Below are 19,929 nucleotides of genomic sequence, written 5' to 3' on the forward strand. Positions count from 1 at the left end.
AGCACGTGGCCGAGATCCTCCATCATCTCCAGCACGTGGCGCGCCTCGTTGGCGCCCATCGAGACGTGGTCCTCGGCATTCGCGCTCGTGGGGATGGAATACACGCTGGCCGGGTGCGCACGGGTGGCCAGGTCGTTGACCAGCGCGGCGGCGGTGTACTGCACGATCATGAAGCCCGAATCGGTACCGTCCTCGTTGCCGGTGAGGAACGCCGGCAGGCCGTCGTTGGTGGCCGGATCGACCAGCTTGTTGAGGCGGCGCTCGGAGATCGAAGCCAGCACCGGGATGGCGGCCTTGACGTAGCTCATCGCCAGCGCCAGCGGCATGCCGTGGAAGTGGCCGGCGGAGATCACCTGTTCCTCGATGAACTGCGCGCCCTCGGCATCCGGGAAGATCAGTGGGTTGTCGGTGACCGAATTGAGCTCCACGTCGATCACGCGGCAGGCCTGCGCCCAGGCATCCCGCACCGCGCCGTGCACCTGCGGCATGCAGCGCAGGCAGTAGGCATCCTGTGGCTGGTGCTTCTTGCCGCCCTTGAACGGCAGGAAGCGGTCGTAGAAGGCCTCGCGGCCGTGCCGCTGGTTGGCTGGGACCCAATCCCAGCCGATATCGAAGGACAGCGCCTGGTCTTCCGGCAGCGTCCACGCCTCGGCCGACCACGGCTTGAAGCGCGGCACCAGGTGGTAGGGAATGTCGACCAGCGTGGAACCGGCTAGCAGTTGGCGCACATGCGACGCCGCCTCGACCTGGCCCGGATGCGGGCGCAGCGCATGCACCTCCTGCCGCAGCGCGCCGCTGCGGCCGGCGAAGGCATCCAGCGTCATCGATGCGGCCAGGTCTGCCACGCCGAGCAGGTATTCAAGCTCGTCCAGCGCCAGCACCGCGGTGGCGAGCATCTGCGCGGTACCGTTGTTGAGTGCCAGTCCTTCCTTGAAGGACAGGCGGATCGGCTCCAGCCCGGCGCGCTTCAGGGCTTCCCCGCCTGGCAGCCGCTCGCCTTCGAAGAAGGCCTCGCCGCCGCCCAGCAGCACGATCGCCAGATGCGAGAGCGGCGCCAGGTCGCCGCTGGCGCCGACCGACCCCTTCTCCGGCACCACCGGCACCACGCCGCGGTTGAGCATCGCGGTGAGCGCCTGGAGGGTGGCCACGCGGATGCCCGAGTGCCCGCGCATCAGGGTGTTGATGCGGATCACCAGCATCGCCCGCACCACTTCCGGCGCGAACGGCCTGCCTACGCAGACGGCGTGGGTGACGATCAGGTTGTGCTGCAGTTCCTCCATGAGGCTCGCGCCGCTGCGGGAGGGATGGCGCGGGTCGGTCTGGTCGATGACCAGCTCGTCGCGCAGGCGATGCCCGCCGAGAAGCTTGTCGGCGTTGCTGCCGAAGCCGGTGGTGACGCCGTAGGTCGGCTCGCCGCAGCTGACCTTCTCGGCCAGGAAATCGGCTGCGTGGCGCACGCGCTCGAGCTGCGCCGGATCCAGCGCCACTGCCACGCCGCGCCGCGCCGCGGCGACCAGCTGCGCACGGGTGAGGCTGTGCCCATCGAGAATGATCTTGTCCACCGGTGCTCCGTCGTGTTCGTGGGCGAGTCCGCGACTCACTGCCCCATCGCCGCTGCCTGTTCCAGTTCCACCCGCAACGCCTTCACCAGCTCGCCGCGCGCCACCTCGAACTGGTCGCCGCGGCGCAGGTCCTTGACTGTCACCAAGCCCTTGGCCAGCTCGTCCTCGCCCAGCACGACCGCAAAGCGGATGCCCGCGCGATCGGCGTACTTGAACTGCTTGCCGAGCTTGCCGCTTTCCAGCACCGCCTCGGTGGCGATGCCGGCGGCGCGCAGCTCGTTGGCGATCGCCAGGTAGGCCGGCAGCTGCGCCGGGTCCATCTGCGTCACCAGCACGTCCACCGTGCTGCGTGCGCCACCCAGCAGGCCGGCGTCACGCAGTTGCCAGAACAGGCGGGTCAGGCCGATGGAGATGCCCACGCCCGGCAGCTTCGACCTGGTGTACTGGCTGGCCAGGTTCTCGTAGCGGCCGCCCGAGCAGATCGAGCCGATCTGGGGATGGTCGTTGAGCGTGGTCTCGTACACGGTGCCGGTGTAGTAGTCCAGGCCGCGGGCGATCGAGAGGTTCAGCGCGAAATGCGTCTCGGGCACGCCGAAGTCGCGGATCAGCCCGAGCACTTCCTTCAGTTCGGCCCTGCCCTGTTCCAGTGCTTCGGAGCCGCTGCCCAGCGCGTCGAGCCTGGCGAAGGCGTCGTCCAGCGAGGTCGAGCGCACCTGCACGAAGTCGAGGATCTTCGTCGCAACTTCGGCCGACAGCCCGAAGGCCTCGCCAGTCAGTGTGTCGCGCACGTAATCGGGACCGCGCTTGTCGAGCTTGTCCACCTCGCGCAGCACTAGCATCTGCTGCTCGCTGTCGTCGATACCCAGGCTCTCGAAGTACCCACGCATCAGCTTGCGGTTGTTGAGCTGGATGGTGAACGCGCCGATGTCCAGTTCGCGGAAGGTGCTGTAGATCACCGCCGGCAGTTCGGCGTCGTAGCGCGTGGTCAGGCTGTCCTTGCCGATCACGTCGATGTCGCACTGGTAGAACTCGCGAAAGCGCCCGCGCTGGGCCCGCTCGCCGCGGTACACGCGCTGCATCTGGTAGCGGCGGAACGGGAAGTTGAGGTCGTGCTCGTGCTCGGCGACGTAGCGCGCCAGCGGCACCGTGAGGTCGAAGCGCAGCGCCAGGTCGGGCTTCTCGCCCTGCTCCAGCGCGCCGGTCGACTGCACGAAATACACCTGCCGCTCGGTTTCGCCGCCGGTCTTGGTCAGCAGGACATCGGCGAACTCGATCACCGGCGTCTCCACCGGCAGGAAACCGAAGCGCTCGAAATTGCGGCGGATGGTGTCGAGCATGCGCTGGAACGCGATCTGGTCCAGCGGCAGCAACTCGAGCACGCCAGGCATGGTGCGGGCCGGGGTAAGCGCCATGGAATCCTCTGCTTGCGGGGTAACGGAAGCGGCGGCTGAAGGCCGCGCGACGGCAGCCGCCTAGGTTAGCAGATGGGCGCGCCCGCCCCGGCGCGCGATGCGCGAAAAAAAGCGGCGGGGATGTTGCCAAGCCTGCGTCGGCTCACTAAGATACGCGGCTCCACGGGGTGTAGCTCAGCCTGGTAGAGCGCTACGTTCGGGACGTAGAAGTCGCATGTTCGAATCATGTCACCCCGACCAAGGTTCGTGGAAAGGCCACCGCTAGCGGTGGCCTTTTTCTTTGCCTGCTCCTGCAGGGCGATCAGCTCGCCAGCGCGGCGAGCTGGTGCATTTCCTCGGCATCGAAGCCCGCCGCCAGCCGGGCCGCTTGGTTGAACGGTCCGCGCAGGTTCCCGCCCATGTAGTCGCGCAGCAGTCGCACGAACGTCCCGCGCGGCTCCAGCCCGTCGCGCGCGCAGCACCAGCGGAACCAGCGCGTGCCTGCCGCCACGTGGGCGACCTCCTCGCGCAGGATGACCTCCAGGATGGCGATGGTGTCCTCGTCGCCGACGCCCCGCAAGCGCTCGATCATGCCGGGAGTGACATCCAGACCGCGGGCCTCGAGTACGCGCGGCACCAGCGCCATGCGGGTGAGATCGCTGTGGGCGGTCTTTTCGGCCATCTCCCACAGGCCGTTGTGCGCGTCGAAGTCACCGTAGGTGCGACCCAGCTCGGCCAGCCGGCCCTCGAGCATGGCGAAGTGGCGCGCCTCGTCATGGGCGCAGCTGGCCCAGTCCCGGTAGTACTCGAGCGGAAAGCCGCGGAAGCGGTAGACCGCATCCCAGGCCAGGTTGATCGCGTTGAATTCGATGTGCGCGATGGCATGGACCAGCGCGGCCCGGCCTTCGGGTGTGCCCAGGCCACGCTGCGGCACCCGGCGCGCCTCGACCAGGCAGGGGCGCGGCGGCCGGCCTGGCGGGCCGATCGCCTCCGGTGGCGGGGCCAGCGGATCCGGCTGCAGTTCGCCAGCCTCCAGCGCCCGCCACGCGTCGCGGGTCAGTCGGAGCTTCTCTTGGGGATCGCTGGCGTCGAGGCAGCGCCGCGCGGCTTCATGCAGGTCGATCATGCGGCAAGTCTACGTCGTGGGCGGCGTTGCCGGGATGAGGCGCCGGCGGCACACTGGCGTCCCATGCCTTCCAGGGAACGGACCATGCCAGGCCTCCATGCGATCGAGATCAAGGCCTTCGTGCCGGCACGCGATTACGAGCTGTCGCGGCGCTTCTACGCTGACGCGGGCTTCGAGGAGCGGTCCGAGTCCGACGGCATCGCCTATTTCGCGCTGGACGATTGCAGCTTCCTGCTGCAGCGCTTCTACCAGAAGGTGCACGCCGACAACTTCATGATGCATCTGCTGGTCGACGATGCCGACGCCTGGCACCGGCGCCTGGTCGACGTCGCCGCCCGCTACCGCGACCACGGCGTGCGTGTCACCGCTCCGGCCGACCGCCCCTGGCGCATCCGCGATTTCCAGCTGATCGATCCGTCCGGCGTGTTGTGGCGCATCGGCCACAACATCCGCTGACCGCGATCAGGCGCTGCGGCGGGCGGCCTTGGCGTCGTCCGAGCGCAGCATTTCGATCTGCTGCAGGTAGTCGTTGTCCAGGCCGGTGACGTATTCGCCGGAAAAGCAGGACGTATCGAACCGCTGCAGGTCCTCGTTGCCGTCCTGAACCGCCCAGACGAGGTCGGCCAGGTCCTGGTAGATCAGCCAGTCGGCACCCAGCAGCTGCTCGATTTCCTTCTCGGTCCTGCCCGCGGCGACCAGCTCGCTGGCCGAAGGCATGTCGATGCCGTAGACGTTGGGATAGCGCACCGGTGGCGCGGCCGAGGCGAAGAACACGCGCCTGGCGCCGGCGTCGCGTGCCATCTGGATGATCTGCCGGGAGGTGGTGCCGCGCACGATCGAGTCGTCCACCAGCAGCACCGTCTTGTTGCGGAACTCCAGGTCGATCGCGTTCAACTTGCGGCGCACCGATTTCACGCGGTCCCCCTGCCCCGGCATGATGAAGGTGCGACCGACATAGCGGTTCTTGACGAAGCCCTCGCGGAACGGCACACCGAGCGCGTTGGCCAGCGAACTGGCGGCGGTGCGTGCGGTATCCGGGATCGGGATCACCGCATCGATGCCGTGGTCGGGGCGCTCGCGCAGGATCTTCTGCGCCAGCTTCTCGCCCATGCGCAGGCGTGCCTTGTAGACCGAGACGTCCTCGATCATGGAATCGGGGCGTGCCAGGTAGACGTACTCGAAGATGCACGGCGCATGCACCGCGCCCTCGGCGCAGCGGCGTGCGTGCAACTGGCCGTCGACGGTGATGTAGACCGCCTCGCCGGGCTCCACGTCGCGCACGCGCTTGAAACCCAGCACGTCGAACGCGACCGACTCGGACGCCACCGCATACTCGCGTCCCTCCGGCGTTACACGCTCGCCCAGCACCAGCGGGCGGATGCCGTGCGGATCGCGGAAGGCAAGCACGCCGTAGCCCTGGATCAGCGCCAGGCAGGCATAACCGCCGCGTGCACGCGCGTGCACGCCGGCGACCGCCTTGAAGATCTGGTCCGGGGTGAGCGCCATGCGGTCCTGGATCTGCAGTTCGTGCGCCAGCACGTTGAGCAGCACCTCGGAATCGGAGTCGGTGTTGATGTGGCGGCGGTCGTCCTGGAACATCTCGCGGCGCAGCGCCTCGGTATTGACCAGGTTGCCGTTGTGCGCGAAGGCGATGCCGTAGGGCGAGTTGACGTAGAACGGCTGCGCCTCGTCGGCGTTATCCGAGCCGGCGGTGGGGTAGCGGCAATGGCCGATGCCGATGCGCCCGCGCAGGCGGCTCATCGCGGCCTGGTTGAAAACGTCGCGCACCAGCCCGTTGCCCTTGTGCAGTCGCAGGTGCGAACCATCCACGGTGACGATGCCGGCCGCGTCCTGGCCGCGGTGCTGCAGCACCGTGAGTCCGTCATAAAGCGCCGATGCCACTTCGGTGGTACCGACGATGCCGATGATTCCGCACATGTTTGGATGCCTGATTCGTAGAGCCTGATGTTGGAAGGCGTGCTCAGGTGAGCACGGCCGCCTTCGCGGCCGAAAGAACAGATTGCGCCGGCGCGGGTGAACCGCCCGGAAGTGCGGGCAGGCGGCCCGGCGGCAGCGTGGGCAACTGCGCCGGCGGATGCAGGTGGCGCCGCACGGTCACCGGCACCCGATCGCCCAGCCAGGCGGCCGCACCGGTGAACTTCGGCAGCAGCAGCGAGTGCTGCCAGCCAGCCTCGCGGGTGAGCGCGGTAAAGCTGGCCAGAAACACCACCAGCGTCACCAGCAGCACGCCCCGTGCAAATCCGAACAGCATGCCCAGCAACCGGTCCAGCCCGCCCAGGCCGATACTCGACAACAGCCGCCGTACGACGAAGCGCAGCAGTGCACCGATGGCCAGCACGGCCACGAAGCACAACCCGTAGCCGATCAGTATCCGCGCCGCAGGCAGCGAGATGCTGTGCTCGAGCTGCACCGCGACGACCGGCCCGAACGTCCAGGCGAACCAGAACGCGACGATCCAGGCGGCCAGCGAAAGCACTTCGGACACCAGGCCCCGCCACAAGCCGACCAGGACCGACAGGGCCAGCACGCCGAGGATGGTGTAGTCGATCCAGTTCATGCCGTCCCCGCAAGCCGTGCCTTACGGCACGCTCACCACGTTGCCGGCCATTCCGAGCCTGGCCTTGATCTGGTCACGCACGCGCTCGGCATCGGCCCGCTGGGTCTGCGGGCCGGCGCGCACCCGCCACAGGGTGCGACCGCCGCTCTTGACCGAGTCCGTGAAACCATCGAAGCCGGCCGCGCGCAGTTTGTCGCGCAGCGCGGTGGCGTCGGCCTGGCTGCCCATCGCCGCCACCTGCACCGCGTAGCCGCCGGCGCGTGCCGGTGCCGCGGCGGGAGCGGCGGCGACATCACCATGTTGGTCGCTGGCCCCACTTTCAAGGTGCGCCGGTGCGCCGGGAATGCTCTGGGTGATCTTCAGGCGCGCCGCCTCGGCCGCCGTGCGCGTGCCGAACGGCCCGGCAGTGACCCGGGTGAGCGTCCGGCCGCCCTGGTGGACCGGTTGGCCGTGGACCGGATAACCCAGCGCGCGCACCTTCTGGATCAGTCGCTGCGCGCCAGCACTGGAGTAGGCACTGAGGTTGAGCGTGTAGCTGCCCTGCGCGGCCGTGCCGGCAGTGTCGGGCGGCGCGGTGGTGGCCGCGGGTTCTTCGGCCGGCTTCGCGTCGGGCTTTGCCACCGGCGTGGGCGTGGTCGGCGGGACCGGCTTGGGTGCCGGCGCGGTCGACGGGACCGCGTTCGGCTCCGTCTCGACGTCGTGCGGCCGGTGCGAGGCAATGTCGACGGTGGCCAGGCGGTCCGAGGGGGCCGGCGCGGTCGACTGGGTGTTCGCGGGGATCACCGGGGCAGCGGTGCCGCTGCTGGCCGGGGTGTTCGGATCCAGGCTCATCGTGCGCGTCTGCAGGTCGCGGTCCGGAGCCGGCGGGATCGCCAGGCTGACCGCCTGGTCACCAGCGGCCGTGGGCGGCGTGCTGGAGAAGAACATCGGCACGAACAGCACCGCCAACGCGATCAGGACGAAGGCACCCAGCAGGCGTGTTTTCAAGACTGAAGCTCCAAGGCGGCACGGCATGCAACACGACGATTATACCTGCCCGTGCCGCCGGCACGGTCCGCTCAGGCGGTCGGTTCAGCCAGTACCGCAGCGGCGACGAAGAAGGAGCCGAACGCCAGGATGCACTCGCCCGCCCGGGCCTGCGCGCGCGCGGCAGCCAGCGCCGCGGCGACGCTGGCATGCGCATCGAAGCTCGCCCCCGGCAAGGCCTGGTGCAGTGCCGCGGTGAGCGCTCCGATCGGCAGGCCGCGGGGCGAATCGCGCTCCAGCCCGGTCAGGTGCCATTGGTCGACATGCGCGCCGAGCGCGCCCAGCACGCCGGCCACGTCCTTGTCCGCGAGCGCGCCGTAGACCGCATGCACCCGCGGGAAGCGGCGAAGGGCCAACCAGTCGGCCAGGGCGCGCGCCGCCTGGGGATTGTGGCCGACATCGACCACCACCAGCGGGTCGCCACCCAGCGACTGCAGGCGCGCCGGCACGCGCACCGCCGCCAGGCCATCGGTGGCCGCCTGGCCCAGCGCCATCGGTGCGCCCCATGCGCCGGTGGCATCCAGCGCGTGGAGCACGGCGACGGCGGCCGCGGCGTTGGCGTACTGCACCGGCGCAGCCAACGCCGGATCGGGAAGTTCGAAGGCGGTGCCATCACGATGCTGCCAGCGCCAGCCCTGCGCATGGCGTGCCACCCGGAAATCCCGGCCGGCGCGCTGCACCTGCGCCCCACAAGTGGCCAGGGCATCGAGCAGGCCGGCCGGTGGATCAGCCTCGCCGACGATCGCCGGGCGCCCGCGCCGCGCGATGCCGGCCTTTTCCCGGCCGATGCTGTCGCGGTCATTACCCAGCCAGTCCATGTGGTCCATGTCGATGGTGGTGATCACGACGGCATCGGCGTCGACGATGTTGACGGCGTCCAGTCGCCCGCCCAGACCCACCTCCAGCACGGCCACGTCCAGGTCCGCCCGCGCGAACAGGTCGAGCGCGGCGAGGGTGCCGTATTCGAAATAGGTAAGCGGGACCGCCGTGTCGCCGGAGCCTCGCGCCGCCTCGATGCGCTCGAAGGCGGCGACCAGCGCTTCGTCTCCGGCGTCGCGGCCGTCGATGCGCACGCGCTCGTTGTAGTGCAACAGGTGTGGCGAGGTGTAGCAGCCCACCCGCCGGCCGGCCGCCTTGAGCATCGCCTCGAGCAAGGCCACGGTCGAGCCCTTGCCATTGGTGCCGCCCACGGTGATCACGCGCCGGGCCGGCGCCGGGGCGCCCATCCGTTGCCACACCTCGCGTACCCGCTCGAGGCCGAGCTCGATGCTGCGCGGGTTGACGCCTTCCTGGTAGGCCAGCCATTCGGCGAGCGTGCGGGACATGGGGGTTCTTCGTGACGGAGCGGCGCGCAGCTTAAGGCATCGGGGGCGGTGGTGCGCTTGCCCAGGGGGTCGTGCCCTGTGTGTGGCCTCTCCGCGACTTGGCTCGCCTGCGGCGGGCTTTCGATCGCCTGACGGCGCTCGAGGTCGCGCGACAGCCGATGCCGTCAAACCTGCCGCACCTCCCTCGCCTCAAGTCCCGAGCGCCCGCGGCAAAGCGGCTGCAGCTCCTCCAGGAGCGAGCGACCCACCTGTCAAAGCGAAGAGGCGCCTAGCTCTTTCGCCACACCGGGCTGAACCAGGCCATTTCTTTTGGTTACTTTTCCTTGGGCCCGCAAAGAAAAGTGACCCGAGCGCCGCCAGGCTATCGGAAGCCCGCCGCAGGCGAGCCACGTCACCGAGAACACACCCGTGCGAGAAACTCAAAGCCTCACACCCCGCAACCGCAAAGCATTGGTCACCACCGACACCGACGACAGGCTCATCGCCAACGCCGCGACCATCGGCGACAACACCAGGCCCAGGAACGGATACAGCACGCCCGCGGCCAACGGCACCCCCACCGCGTTGTAGACGAACGCAAAGAACAGGTTCTGGTGGATGTTGCGCACCGTCGCCTGCGACAGCCCCCGCGCCCGGGCAATGGCGGAAAGCTGCCCTCTGACCAGCGTGACCTGCGCACTCTCCATCGCCACGTCGGTACCGCTGCCCATGGCGATGCCCACGTCGGCCGCCGCCAGCGCCGGGGCATCGTTGATGCCGTCGCCGGCCATCGCCACCCGGCGCCCGCCGCGCTTGAGCCGCTCGATCACCGCGGCCTTGTCCGCCGGCGAGACGTCGGCATGCACCTCGTCGATGCCCAGCCGGTGCGCCACCGACCGGGCCGTCGTCGCGTCGTCACCGGTAAGCATCACGATGCGCAGGCCCTCCCGCCGCAGCGTGTCGAGCGCCGCAGGCGTGTCCACCTTGATGCGGTCGGCGACCGAGACGAGGCCGGCGAGCGCCCCATCGACCACCAGGAACATCACCGTGGCGCCATCGCTGCGCAGGTTCTCCGCCTGCTGCGCGGTGGTCGGGTCCAGCGGGACGTCGAGCTCCTCCAGCAGGCGAACGTTGCCGAGCGCGACGTCATTGCCGTCGACCCGGCCGACCACCCCGCGGCCGGTGCGCGAACGGAAGCCGGTGGCCGCCGGGATCGCCAGACGTTCGGCCGAGGCGCCGGTGACGATCGCGCGGGCCAGCGGGTGCTCGCTCGCCTGCTCCAGGGCGGCCGCCAGCGCGAGCAGCCGCGCGCGAGGCAGGTCGCCCAGGGGGATCACCTCGCCCAGCGCCGGACGGCCCTCGGTGAGCGTGCCGGTCTTGTCCAGCACCAGCGTGTCGACCCGATGCAGCGCCTCGATGGCGGCGGCGTCACGGAACAGGACGCCCGCCTGCGCGCCCCGACCGCTGGCGACCATGATCGAAATCGGCGTGGCCAGGCCCAGGGCGCAGGGACAGGCGATGATCAGTACCGACACCGCCGCGATCAGCGCATGCGCCAACCGCGGCTCCGGCCCGAAGATGGCCCAGGCAGCGAACGCCAGCACCGCAACCGCGACCACCGCCGGGACGAACCATGCAGCCACGCGATCGGCCACCCGCTGCAGCGGTGCGCGGCTGCGCTGGGCCTGCGCGACCAGCGCGACGATCTGCGCCAGCATGGTCTCGCCGCCCACCTTCTCGGCCGCCAGGACCAGCGTGCCGTCCTGGTTCACCGTGCCCGCGGTGAGGCGGTCGCCGGAGGTCTTGGCCACCGGCATCGGCTCGCCGGTGAGCATGGATTCGTCGACGTGGCTCTCGCCCTCGGTGGCCACGCCATCGACCGGCACTTTCTCGCCGGGACGCACGCGCAGCAGGTCACCCACGCGCACCGCTTCCAGCGGTACGTCGTGCTCGTGGCCGTGCTCCAGGCGGTGCGCGGTTTTCGGCGCCAGCCCGAGCAGGGCATTGAGCGCCTCGCCGGTGCGACGGCGCGCGCGCAGTTCGAGCAGGTCGCCCAGGGTGACCAGGGTGACGATCACCGCCGCGGATTCGAAATAGACGCCTACGCGGCCATGCATGCGAAAGCCGGCCGGAAACAGCCCCGGGAGCAGCAGGCCGACCACGCTGTACGCCCAAGCAACGCCGGTGCCTAGCGCGATCAGCGTGTACATGTTCGGCGACCACGGCTTGAGCGAACGCCAGCCGCGCCGGAAGAACGGCGCCCCGCCCCACAACACCACTGCGCTGGCCAGCAGCGCCTCGATCCAGCCTATCGCCCCGAGCCAGCCCGATGGCCACGCGCGGCCGGCCAGGTCCGGGCCCATCGCCAGCACCAGCACCGGCACGGTCAACGCGACCAGCCAGCCGAAGCGGCGTGCCAGCGCGCGCACCTCGCCGCCTTCTTCGGCATCGGCGAGGGGCGTGAGCGGTTCCAGGGCCATGCCGCACTTGGGGCAGTCGCCCGGCCCGACCTGCCGCACTTCCGGGTGCATGGGACAGGTGTAGATGGCGCCCGGGTCGGCGGGCGGCGCAGCGTGCCCGCCCAGGAAATCCCCCGGCGCGGCCAGGAAGCGCTCGCGACAGCGGGCGCTGCAGAAAGACCAGGTGCGCCCGGCATGTTCGGCGCGGTGGCGGGTCGCGTGCGGGTCCACGTCCATGCCGCAGACCGGGTCCCTGGCCATGTGGACGTGCGCGGTGGCTGGCTGTTCCGACGGCTCCTCGCAACACGCCCGGGTCACCGGCTCCCGCTGGCCCGAGTAGTCCCCGGGCGAGGCCAGGAAACGCTCACGGCAGCGCGCACCGCAGAAGTGCCAGGTCCGTCCCGCGTGATCGGCATGGTGCGGCGTACGCGCCGGATCGACCGCCATGCCGCATACCGGGTCGCGCTCGGCGGTGTTCGCGGGGGTGTGGCAGCACCCGCTCATGGCTGTTCCTCCCCACCCAGCGCGCGCAGGATCGGACACTGCTCGGGGATACCGTGCCCGGGGCAGGCCTCGACCAGCTCCGCCAGGCCGGCTCGCACGCGCTGCAGCTCGGCGATGCGCGCCTCGATATCGGCCAACCGCCGCTGCGCCCGCTGCTTGACCGCCTCGACGCCGTGCCGGCGGTCAGCCGAGAGCGCAAGCAGTTCGCGGATCTCTTCCAGCGGGAAGCCGAGGTTCTTCGCGCGACGGATGAACCGCAGCCGGTCCACGGTCGCCCCGCCGTAACTGCGGTAGCCGGACGGGCGCCGCGACGGCTCCGGCAGCAACCCTTCGCGCTCGTAGTAGCGGATGGTGTCGATGGCTACGCCGGCGCGCTTGGCGACGGCACCGATGGTCAGGGACGCTGTTTCGTTCATGGCACAAGTCTAGACCTTGGATGCAGGTCCAGAGTCAAGCCAATGGAGTTCCCCCCCGCCGGCGGCCCGAGGATCCGTCCCGCGATCGCCTGCTCAGCGTTTGAGGATCGCGTGCACCCAGTGCAGGTACCGGTCCACGAAACCCTGTAGGAACTGGCGGGTGCTGTCGACGGTTATGCGGCCGTCCGCATCCACCGGGCCGTCGTCCTTGAACTGCACGAACACCTCCGGTTGTGCCAGCAGCGGGACGTCCAGGTAGGCGAGCATGTTCCGCAGGTGCTGCTGGGCCAGGGCGCTGCCCGTGGCGCCGATCGAGGCGCCGATCACGGCACCCGGCTTGCCGGCGAAGGCGTTGCTGCCATAGGGACGCGAGGCAATGTCGATGGCGTTCTTCAGCACGCCGGGCACGGAACGGTTGTATTCCGGGGTGACGAACAGCAGCGCATCGGCGGCCTGGATCTGCTGCTTCAGCGCCTTCCAGGGCGCCGGATAGTCGCCGTCCAGGTCCTGGTTGTACAGCGGCAGGTCGCCGATCGGGACCTCCTCGAAGGCCAGTTCATCCGGCGCCAGTCCCTCCACCGCCCGTGCCAGGCGACGATTGAACGAGTCCTTGCGCAGGCTGCCGACCAGCACGGCCACTTGGATGCTCATGGGAATCTCCGCTGGCGACCGCCGGGCCGCCTCTTTTTTGTGAAAATGGCGTCAGCGCGTGGCTCGGATGGGTCCATAGCTACCCACCAGAGTCAGAGACGGCCGCGATTCGGCGAGCATGGCTGCCGCGCCGCCAAGGGGCCGTGAGTGGCGGCAAGCGATCCCGGCCTTGGCACGGAGCCTGCTAACACGCCCCATCGGCTCGCCCACGAAAAAGCGAGCGGGGGACTGGGCGGTTCGCGTAGGATCGTCGTCAGCGCAGGCGCGCCGGTGGGTGAGCACCCGACCGGCCTGGTTCAGGATTGGGGCCGCAGGTTGCAGGGACGTGCAGCCGACGCAAGCGGGGACGAGGGGATGCGAACGTTGTCCGCAGCAAGGATCTGGAACCGGTGCAGGCTGCCGCTGGTCGGCAGCCTGCTCGGCCTGCTGTGGCTTTGGTCGGGCGTGGTGCACGCCGGCATGCTGTTGGACGGTGGCTGGCGCGAGGTGCGCGCCGGCGACACCCCGGCCGTCGTGCTGGAGCAATTCCGCAAGGGCCAGCTGGCCGCCTTCGACCCTTCCCTGCTGCACAGCTTCCCGCGCGATGGCCTCGGCAGCTGGGTCGTGCTGCGCCCGCAACCGCCCTGGGTGGATGAGGAACGGGTGCTGACCATCTACCCGCCCGCGATGGGGAGGATCACCGTCTTCAACGGTGACGGCCCGATCAGCCACCTGGCGCTGGACGACGCCAGCGGCCCGCCGCTGGGCCATGGGCGACTGGCGTTCCGCTACCCGGCCAGCGTGCCCGCCTCGACGCTGATCCTGCTGAAGCTCGAACCGGTGGAGGGACCTTCACCGCCGCTGAGCTTCCACCTGGAGTCGCTGACCGACTTCCTTGGCCACGACGCGCACTGGCTGACGCTGTTCAGCGCCTGCTTCGCGGTGATGCTGACGATGGCACTGATGGCGCTGTGCTTCGCGCTGATGCTGCGCGACAACACGTTCTTCTGGTACGCCGGTTACATCTTCTGCTACGCGCTGATCCAGAGCATCCAGACCGGCTTCCTGTTCCACCCGCTGGAAGCGGGCTGGCTGGCATCTTCCGCGAGCCTGCTCGAGTCGACCTCGATCGCGCTTTCGGTGGCCTTCGCGGCGCTCTTCATGGCGCGCTTCTGCGAGCTGCCGCGCTTTGCGCCCCTGTTGCGCGCGCCCGTGCTGGCACTGGCCATCGGCATGCCGGTGCTGGTGCTGATGCGCAGCAGCTCGATCGGGCTGCTGGTCGACGTGGCGCAGGCGCTGGTCGACCCGCTGCTGATCCTGGGCGCCCTGCTGATGCTGCTCACGGCCATCGTGGCCGCCGCGCACGGCTCCCGCCATGCCTGGTTTTTCCTGGTCGGCTGGACCCCGCTGCTGGCCCTCACCGCACTGTCCACCGCGCAGCTCAACGGCGCCCTGCCGAACATGGGCTGGATCAGCGATGCCAGCGTGGTGGCCGGGGCATTCGAGGCGATCGTGCTGTCGATCGGCCTGGGCGACCGGGCGCTGACCATGCGCCGCGACCGCGACATGGTGCGCGCACTGGCCGACAACGACTCGCTCACCGGGGTGCTCAACCGCCGCGCCTGGAGCGAGGCGGCGGAGGCCATGCTCGAGGAAAGCACCGGCCGGCCGGTGGCACTGCTGTTCCTGGACCTGGACCGCTTCAAGCTGCTCAACGACCAGCAAGGCCACCGCGCGGGGGACCACGCGCTGATCGAGGTTGCCGAGGCCCTGCGCGCCGAGCTGCGCCCGTCCGACCTGCTGGGCCGCTACGGCGGCGAGGAATTCATCGCCATGCTCGACGGCGTGGTGGAGGAACAGGCCATGCAGGTCGCCACGCGGCTGTGCCGGCGCGTGCACCGGCTGGAGATCCCGGTCAACGGCGAGTTCATGCTCAGCGTCAGCATCGGCGTCACGATGCGGGTGGCCAGCGACACCGTGGAAACGCTGATCGAGCGGGCCGACCAGGCGATGTACCAGGCCAAGGTGAACGGCCGCAACCAGGCCCGCCTTTACGACCGGCCGCGCGGCATCACCCACCAGGCCTGGCCGCAGGTCACCGAGGTCGAGGAGTAGGCCGCCGGCAGGAGCGCCCCCGGGCGCGACCACCCGCCGCCTGTTCCCCTCGCAGGCCGGTTACGCCGGGCACCCGCAGGATCCGCCTAACCGGCCAGCCGGTGTGCCGCGGCCACGATGTCCGCCTCGCCCGGCAGCACCAGGAACGCGGCGCCCGCAAGCGGGGTGAACGTATCGGCGCCGACCACCCGCTCGAGCGGCGTGCCCCCCATGCCGGCTTCCACGATGGCGGTGATCACGCCCTCCCCCACGCCGGCGCTCTTGCGCCCCTCGTCCAGCACCAGGATGCGCCTGGCCCCCTTGGCCTGTGCGGCTATGAAGGCATCGTTGAGCGGCGCCAGCCAGCGCAGGTCGACCACGCGCACCTTCCACTCGAGCTCGGCCTCGATGGTGCGCGCCGCGCGAAGTGCCATCGGCACGCCGTTGCCGAAGGTGAACACCACCAGATCGTCCGCGCCTTCGTGGTAGACGCGGCCTTCGCCCAGCGGCATCGCCTCGCCCGGCGCCGGATAGGCGAACTGCCACTGGCCGTCGCCGGCCTCGTACAGGTCCTTGGTCATGTACAGCGCGATCGGCTCGAGGAACGCGCACACACGCCCGTCCACCTTCGCCAGCGCGGTCAGCGTGCGCAGCATGGTCGCCGCGTCGTCGCCACGGCTGGGGCAACCGACGACGAGGCCCGGGATGTCGCGCAGCGCGGCGATCGAGTTGTCGTTGTGGAAATGGCCGCCGAAGCCACGCTGGTAGCCCAGCGACGCAACCCGCATGACCAGCGGGTTGCGGTACTGGTCGTTGGAGAAGAACTGCAGGCTGGCCGCCTCGCCGCGGATCTGGTCCGCGGCATTGTGGAAATAGGCCAGGTACTGGATCTCCGGGATCGGCAGCATGCCCATATTGGCGTAGCCCTGGGCCAGGCCCAGGATGACCGTCTCGTCCAGCAGCGTGTTGAACACGCGGGTGTTCCTGAAGGCCTTGTGCAGGCCCTTGGTGACCGTGTAGACGCCGCCCTTCTGCGCCACGTCCTCGCCGAACAGCAGCGACTCGGGGTACTTGGCCATGATGTCGTGCAGGGCCTGGCCGATCTGGATGGCCAGGTGGCGCGGCGGCTGGTTCTCCGGCAGCTTGGCTTCACTGCCGAAGGCCTTCAGTCGTGCGTCGGCGTAGTCGGCGCGTTCGGCCTCGGCCCTCACGCTGGCGGGCGTGTACGGGGCCAGCGGCGCCATCACATCGTCCAGGCGCTCCAGCTTGGGCCGGCGGTCCGCCTCCTCGGCGGCAGCGAAGCAGCGCTTGCGGGTGGCCTCGTACAGGGCGAGCAGCTCGTCCCGGGTATAAAGCCCCGATTCCAGCGCGATGGCCGCCGAGCGCAGCAGCGGATCGGTGGCCTCCACCGCGCAGAGTTCCTCGATGCTGCGCCACTCGATCTCGAAGTCGGTGCCGGCGTGGCCCATCACGCGGGTGGTCTTCAGGTGCAGGAAGGTCGGCCGCCGCGTGCTGCGGCAATGTTCGACCGCGTGTTGCACCTGGGCGTAGCCCTCGGCCAGGTCGAGGCCGTCGGCGAAGAAATAGTCGAGGTTGGAGCGGGACCGGTAGTTGCTGGCGACCCAGTCGGTCGGCGTCTTCACCGAGATGCCGATGCCGTTGTCCTCGCACACGAACAGCACCGGCGCGGGCAGCTTCTGGTAGGCCGTCCAGCCCGCGGCGTTGAAGGCGGTCTGCGCGGTGGCGTGGTTGGACGAGGCGTCGCCGAAGGAGCAGATGGCGATCGAGTCGTCGGGCACCGGCAGCGCGTGGCCGATGCGACGCGCGTGGTCGATGGCGATCGCCGTGCCCAGCGCCTTGGGCAGGTGCGAGGCGATGGTGGAGGTCTGCGGCAGCACCCAGAGCGGCTTGCTGCCCCACACCTTGTGGCGTCCACCGGAGGCCGGGTCGTCCTTGCTGGCGGCGAACGACAGCGCCGAGTCCATCACCGGGTCCATGCCCGGCAGCTTGCGGAAGCGCTCCGCCATGAAGCCGCCGGAGCGGTAGTGCAGGAAGGCCGGATCGGTGTGGCGGGTCAACCGTGCCACCATCGCATTGCCTTCGTGACCGGACGAACCGATCGTGTAGAACACCTTGTTCTGCACACGCAGCACGCGCGCCATCAGGTCGAGGTGGCGGCTGATCAGCTGCGATTCGAAGAGCTCGCGGAAGCCGCGCGCATCGAGCGCACTGCCCGGCAACACCGGCTCGCTGTCGCGCGGCGCCTGGCGCACGTCGCCCTGCCACAGCTTCACGAACTCGGTGAAGTTCTGGTCCACGATTTCGGCGCGGTTGAAGCCCTTGTGGCGGGCGGTGATGGGAAATGGCAGTGACATGGGCAGCGATCTTCCGGGAAAGGGGATGCAGGAGTGCTCGGCGCGACCGTGGCAGCTGTCGCGCCCGAGCGCGCTCCGACAGGGTTTCAGCGTTGCATGGGCGTGTGGCCGGGCTGCGCCTGCACGCGTGCCAGCCAGGCAAGAATGTTCGGATAGGGCGCCAGGTCGAAACCGCCCTCGCCCGCGCAGTGGGTGTACGCGTACAGCGCGATGTCCGCCACTCCGTAGCGCTCGCCCACGAACCACTCGCGCCCGGCCAGATGCCGTTCCATCACCGCGAGTACGTCCTTGCCGCGTTCGATCAGCGCCGGCACGTCGGCCTGGCGTGAATGCCCGGCGGGCAGCCAGCCGCGGATGAAGCGCGCCACCGCGATGCACGGCTCGTGGCTGTACTGCTCGAAGAACAGCCATTGCAACGTCTGGGCGCGCAACCAGGCGTCATCGGGCCAGAACGGGGTGCCCTCCGCGAGATAGCAGAGGATCGCGTCCGACTCGGCCAGCCGGCGGCCGTCAGCCAGCTCCAGCAGCGGCACCTTGCCGTTGGGGTTCTTCGCCAGGAATTCGGGTGTCCGGGTCGCGCCGTGCGCGCTGTCGACCTCGATCCAGCGGTAGTCGCGGCCAAGCTGGTCGAGCAGCAACTGCAGCTTGTAGCAGTTGCCCGAGGCGCGCATGCCGTAGACGGTGATCATGCGGGAGTTACCTTGAGGTTTTTCAGCGTTTCGGCGCGGAGCCGGTCCTTGGGCCTGTCGAACCATTCGAGCAACCGGACCTGTTCCTGGATCGTCGGAACCGGCACGTCGAGCCCGTCGACCTCCACCATCCGGATAGCGCCGATGCGCACCGGCCGCCAACCTTCGGGCGTGGCGACCTCGAGCCCGCCCATGACTTCCACGGGATGCGGGAAGGCGAAGCGCGCGAAGTGCGACCGGAAGCGATCCGCGTCCTTGAGGCCGTCCGTGGCGAGCAGGCGCCCCTGCCAATGGCCGATGAGGGATCGGGCGTCTCCGACGCTGGTCAACACATCCAGATCGGCCACGTCGACAGGAGCGCCGACCAGCAGGGCGGCGGCGCTGCCGATCACGATCCACGGGTCGCTGCAATGGCGCTGCAGGTCCGGCACGCAGGCGGCCAGCGTGTGCCTCAGCGTTGCGGCCTTCGCGGCGCGCAGGCTCATGCTTTAGCCCGGTGCGCCCGCCATTGCCCGCGGGTCTGGCCCCAGATCTCGGTAGGCGAATCCTCGTAGGGGGCGGGCAGTCTGCCGGGACCGCGGCAGGTCGAGCCCAACCGCTGGGCGAGCGCCTGCGAGGCCCTGTTGTCCGGATGGATGGAATGAATGACCTCGTCCCAGCCAAGCTGATCGAAGGCCCAGTCGATCGCGGCGGTGGCGCCTTCCAAGGCGTAGCCCTTGCCCCAGGTCGCGCGGGCCAGGCCCCAGCCCACCTCGGTGCCGGGCCAGCCTTCCGGATGCCAGGGACCGAGGCGACCGACCCATTGCCCAGTGGCCTTCTCGATCACCGAGAACATCGAGAAGCCCTGGATCATCCAGGCGCCGGCCAGCGAGAGAAAACCGCGCCAGGCTTGCGCCCGCACCTGCTGGCCGCCGATGAAGCGGGCGGCCTCCAGGTCGGCCATGTTCGCCGCGTACGCATCGAAGTCCTCGATGCGTGGTGGGCGCAGGATCAGGCGATCGGTTTCGATGCGGATATCGGGGACGTGCAAGGCCTGGCTCCTGGTAACCCTCTCCCGCGGGAGAGGGATCGGGGGAGAGGGTTCGGCTTGCCGCAAGCTTTGCCTTGCGCTACCGCCGAACCCTCAACCGTCGCTTCGCGCCGCTTTCTCCCGGCGGGAGAAGGAACATCAGAACGCGTTGATGCCGGTCAGCTCGCGGCCGACCACCAGCTGGTGCACCGTCTCGGTGCCCTCGTAGGTGATCACCGACTCGAGGTTCAGCGCGTGGCGGATCGCCGAGTGCTCGGTGGTGATGCCGGCGCCGCCCAGGATGTCGCGGCACTCGCGGGCGATGTCGATCGCCATGCGGCAGTTGTTCCACTTGGCCAGCGAGACCTGGGTCGGCTGCATGGTGCCGGCATCCTTCAAGCGGCCCAGTTGCAGCGAGAGCAGCTGTGCGGTGGTGATACGCCGGGCCATGTCGGCCATCTTGAGCTGGACCGCCTGGTTGGAAGCCAGCGGGCGACCGAACAGGATGCGCTCGGCGGTGTAGTCGAGCACTTCCTTGAGGCAGGCCTGGGCGGCGCCGATCGGGCCCCAGGTGATGCCGTAGCGGGCCTGGGTGAGGCAGCCAAGCGGGCCCTTGAGCCCCTTGACGTTGGGCAGGCGGTTGGCTTCGGGCACGCGCACGTTGTCGAAGAACAGCGCGGAGGTGACCGAGGCGCGCAGGCTCATCTTCTTGTGCACTTCCTGCGCGGTGAAGCCGGCGCTGTCGGTCGGCACGATGAAGCCCTGG

At 69.5% G+C, this 19,929-nt stretch carries 17 protein-coding genes and 1 tRNA gene; 3 read left to right on the plus strand and 15 right to left on the minus strand.

What is annotated here, in order from left to right:
* The coding region (locus VFH59_RS07305) for an aromatic amino acid ammonia-lyase (protein ID WP_325164224.1) at positions 1-1,562 on the minus strand (1,562 nt) is incomplete at its 3' end.
* 35 nt (positions 1,563-1,597) lie between these two features.
* Positions 1,598-2,974 carry a histidine--tRNA ligase gene (hisS, locus tag VFH59_RS07310; RefSeq protein ID WP_325164225.1) on the minus strand — a complete coding sequence of 459 codons (1,377 nt, stop codon included), beginning with the start codon at positions 2,972-2,974 and terminating at the stop codon, positions 1,598-1,600.
* Positions 2,975-3,137: 163 nt separating this feature from the next.
* On the opposite strand from hisS, the gene VFH59_RS07315 reads away from it, so the two are divergent.
* Positions 3,138-3,214 (plus strand) — tRNA-Pro (locus tag VFH59_RS07315).
* Positions 3,215-3,275: 61 nt separating this feature from the next.
* Here the strand turns inward: VFH59_RS07315 and VFH59_RS07320 are convergent.
* Positions 3,276-4,079, minus strand: coding sequence for a ferritin-like domain-containing protein (locus VFH59_RS07320; RefSeq protein ID WP_325164226.1), 804 nt, complete (start codon positions 4,077-4,079; stop codon positions 3,276-3,278).
* A gap of 84 nt (positions 4,080-4,163) precedes the next feature.
* On the opposite strand from VFH59_RS07320, the gene VFH59_RS07325 reads away from it, so the two are divergent.
* Positions 4,164-4,535 (plus strand): VOC family protein, encoded by a 372-nt coding sequence (locus VFH59_RS07325; RefSeq protein ID WP_325164227.1) that lies wholly within the window; start codon positions 4,164-4,166, stop codon positions 4,533-4,535.
* 6 nt (positions 4,536-4,541) lie between these two features.
* On the opposite strand, the gene purF is transcribed toward VFH59_RS07325, so the two are convergent.
* The 7 genes from purF to VFH59_RS07360 all read right to left on the minus strand — a co-directional run bounded on the left by purF (position 4,542) and on the right by VFH59_RS07360 (position 13,017).
* Complete coding sequence (purF, locus tag VFH59_RS07330; RefSeq protein WP_325164228.1) at positions 4,542-6,017, minus strand: amidophosphoribosyltransferase; 1,476 nt, start codon at positions 6,015-6,017, stop codon at positions 4,542-4,544.
* A 43-nt stretch (positions 6,018-6,060) separates the two neighbouring features.
* Positions 6,061-6,657, minus strand: coding sequence for a CvpA family protein (locus tag VFH59_RS07335; protein WP_325164229.1), 597 nt, complete (start codon positions 6,655-6,657; stop codon positions 6,061-6,063).
* A gap of 21 nt (positions 6,658-6,678) precedes the next feature.
* Complete coding sequence (locus VFH59_RS07340) at positions 6,679-7,644, minus strand: SPOR domain-containing protein (RefSeq protein ID WP_325164230.1); 966 nt, start codon at positions 7,642-7,644, stop codon at positions 6,679-6,681.
* Between the two features lie 71 nt (positions 7,645-7,715).
* Positions 7,716-9,008, minus strand: a complete 1,293-nt coding sequence (gene folC / locus VFH59_RS07345) for a bifunctional tetrahydrofolate synthase/dihydrofolate synthase (protein WP_325164231.1) — start codon at positions 9,006-9,008, stop codon at positions 7,716-7,718.
* Positions 9,009-9,427: 419 nt separating this feature from the next.
* Positions 9,428-11,950, minus strand: coding sequence for a heavy metal translocating P-type ATPase (locus VFH59_RS07350; RefSeq protein ID WP_325164232.1), 2,523 nt, complete (start codon positions 11,948-11,950; stop codon positions 9,428-9,430).
* Positions 11,947-12,366, minus strand: coding sequence for a heavy metal-responsive transcriptional regulator (locus VFH59_RS07355; RefSeq protein WP_325164233.1), 420 nt, complete (start codon positions 12,364-12,366; stop codon positions 11,947-11,949). Before VFH59_RS07355 ends, VFH59_RS07350 begins: the two co-directional genes overlap by 4 nt.
* 93 nt (positions 12,367-12,459) lie before the next feature.
* Entirely contained in the window at positions 12,460-13,017 is a 558-nt protein-coding gene (locus tag VFH59_RS07360; RefSeq protein ID WP_325164234.1) for an NAD(P)H-dependent oxidoreductase, read from the minus strand.
* Positions 13,018-13,371: 354 nt separating this feature from the next.
* Between VFH59_RS07360 and VFH59_RS07365 the strand changes: the two genes are divergently transcribed.
* Entirely contained in the window at positions 13,372-15,111 is a 1,740-nt protein-coding gene (locus tag VFH59_RS07365) for a GGDEF domain-containing protein (RefSeq protein WP_414655865.1), read from the plus strand.
* 86 nt (positions 15,112-15,197) lie between these two features.
* Here the strand turns inward: VFH59_RS07365 and VFH59_RS07370 are convergent, their stop codons facing one another.
* The 5 genes from VFH59_RS07370 to VFH59_RS07390 form a co-directional block, all read right to left on the minus strand.
* Entirely contained in the window at positions 15,198-17,465 is a 2,268-nt protein-coding gene (locus tag VFH59_RS07370) for a thiamine pyrophosphate-dependent enzyme (protein WP_325164236.1), read from the minus strand.
* 86 nt (positions 17,466-17,551) lie between these two features.
* On the minus strand, positions 17,552-18,154 hold the full coding sequence (locus VFH59_RS07375; protein ID WP_325164237.1) for a glutathione S-transferase family protein: 603 nt from the start codon (positions 18,152-18,154) through the stop codon (positions 17,552-17,554).
* Positions 18,151-18,639, minus strand: coding sequence for a hypothetical protein (locus tag VFH59_RS07380; protein WP_325164238.1), 489 nt, complete (start codon positions 18,637-18,639; stop codon positions 18,151-18,153). The genes VFH59_RS07375 and VFH59_RS07380 overlap by 4 nt, the downstream gene beginning before the upstream one ends.
* The gene (locus tag VFH59_RS07385) at positions 18,636-19,184 is read right to left on the minus strand and encodes a GNAT family N-acetyltransferase (RefSeq protein WP_325164239.1); all 549 of its coding nucleotides are present in this window, start codon (positions 19,182-19,184) and stop codon (positions 18,636-18,638) included. Before VFH59_RS07385 ends, VFH59_RS07380 begins: the two co-directional genes overlap by 4 nt.
* Positions 19,185-19,322: 138 nt before the next feature.
* Positions 19,323-19,929: acyl-CoA dehydrogenase family protein (locus VFH59_RS07390; protein WP_325164240.1), on the minus strand; the 607-nt coding region annotated here is incomplete at its 5' end.

This window comes from Frateuria sp., assembly GCF_035695185.1.
Classification (GTDB): Bacteria; Pseudomonadota; Gammaproteobacteria; order Xanthomonadales; family Rhodanobacteraceae; genus Frateuria_A.

Excerpts from the sequence above, each read along its gene's own strand:
- VFH59_RS07320 (WP_325164226.1), bottom strand. The coding sequence starts at position 4,079 with ATGATCGACCTGCATGAAGCCGCGCGGCGCTGCCTCGACGCCAGCGAT.
- VFH59_RS07380 (WP_325164238.1), bottom strand. The coding sequence starts at position 18,639 with ATGAGCCTGCGCGCCGCGAAGGCCGCAACGCTGAGGCACACGCTGGCC.
- VFH59_RS07375 (WP_325164237.1), bottom strand. The coding sequence starts at position 18,154 with ATGATCACCGTCTACGGCATGCGCGCCTCGGGCAACTGCTACAAGCTG.
- VFH59_RS07335 (WP_325164229.1), bottom strand. The coding sequence starts at position 6,657 with ATGAACTGGATCGACTACACCATCCTCGGCGTGCTGGCCCTGTCGGTC.
- VFH59_RS07350 (WP_325164232.1), bottom strand. The coding sequence starts at position 11,950 with ATGAGCGGGTGCTGCCACACCCCCGCGAACACCGCCGAGCGCGACCCG.
- VFH59_RS07325 (WP_325164227.1), top strand. The coding sequence starts at position 4,164 with ATGCCAGGCCTCCATGCGATCGAGATCAAGGCCTTCGTGCCGGCACGC.
- VFH59_RS07370 (WP_325164236.1), bottom strand. The coding sequence starts at position 17,465 with ATGTCACTGCCATTTCCCATCACCGCCCGCCACAAGGGCTTCAACCGC.
- VFH59_RS07365 (WP_414655865.1), top strand. The coding sequence starts at position 13,372 with ATGCGAACGTTGTCCGCAGCAAGGATCTGGAACCGGTGCAGGCTGCCG.
- VFH59_RS07355 (WP_325164233.1), bottom strand. The coding sequence starts at position 12,366 with ATGAACGAAACAGCGTCCCTGACCATCGGTGCCGTCGCCAAGCGCGCC.
- VFH59_RS07360 (WP_325164234.1), bottom strand. The coding sequence starts at position 13,017 with ATGAGCATCCAAGTGGCCGTGCTGGTCGGCAGCCTGCGCAAGGACTCG.
- hisS (WP_325164225.1), bottom strand. The coding sequence starts at position 2,974 with ATGGCGCTTACCCCGGCCCGCACCATGCCTGGCGTGCTCGAGTTGCTG.
- folC (WP_325164231.1), bottom strand. The coding sequence starts at position 9,008 with ATGTCCCGCACGCTCGCCGAATGGCTGGCCTACCAGGAAGGCGTCAAC.
- purF (WP_325164228.1), bottom strand. The coding sequence starts at position 6,017 with ATGTGCGGAATCATCGGCATCGTCGGTACCACCGAAGTGGCATCGGCG.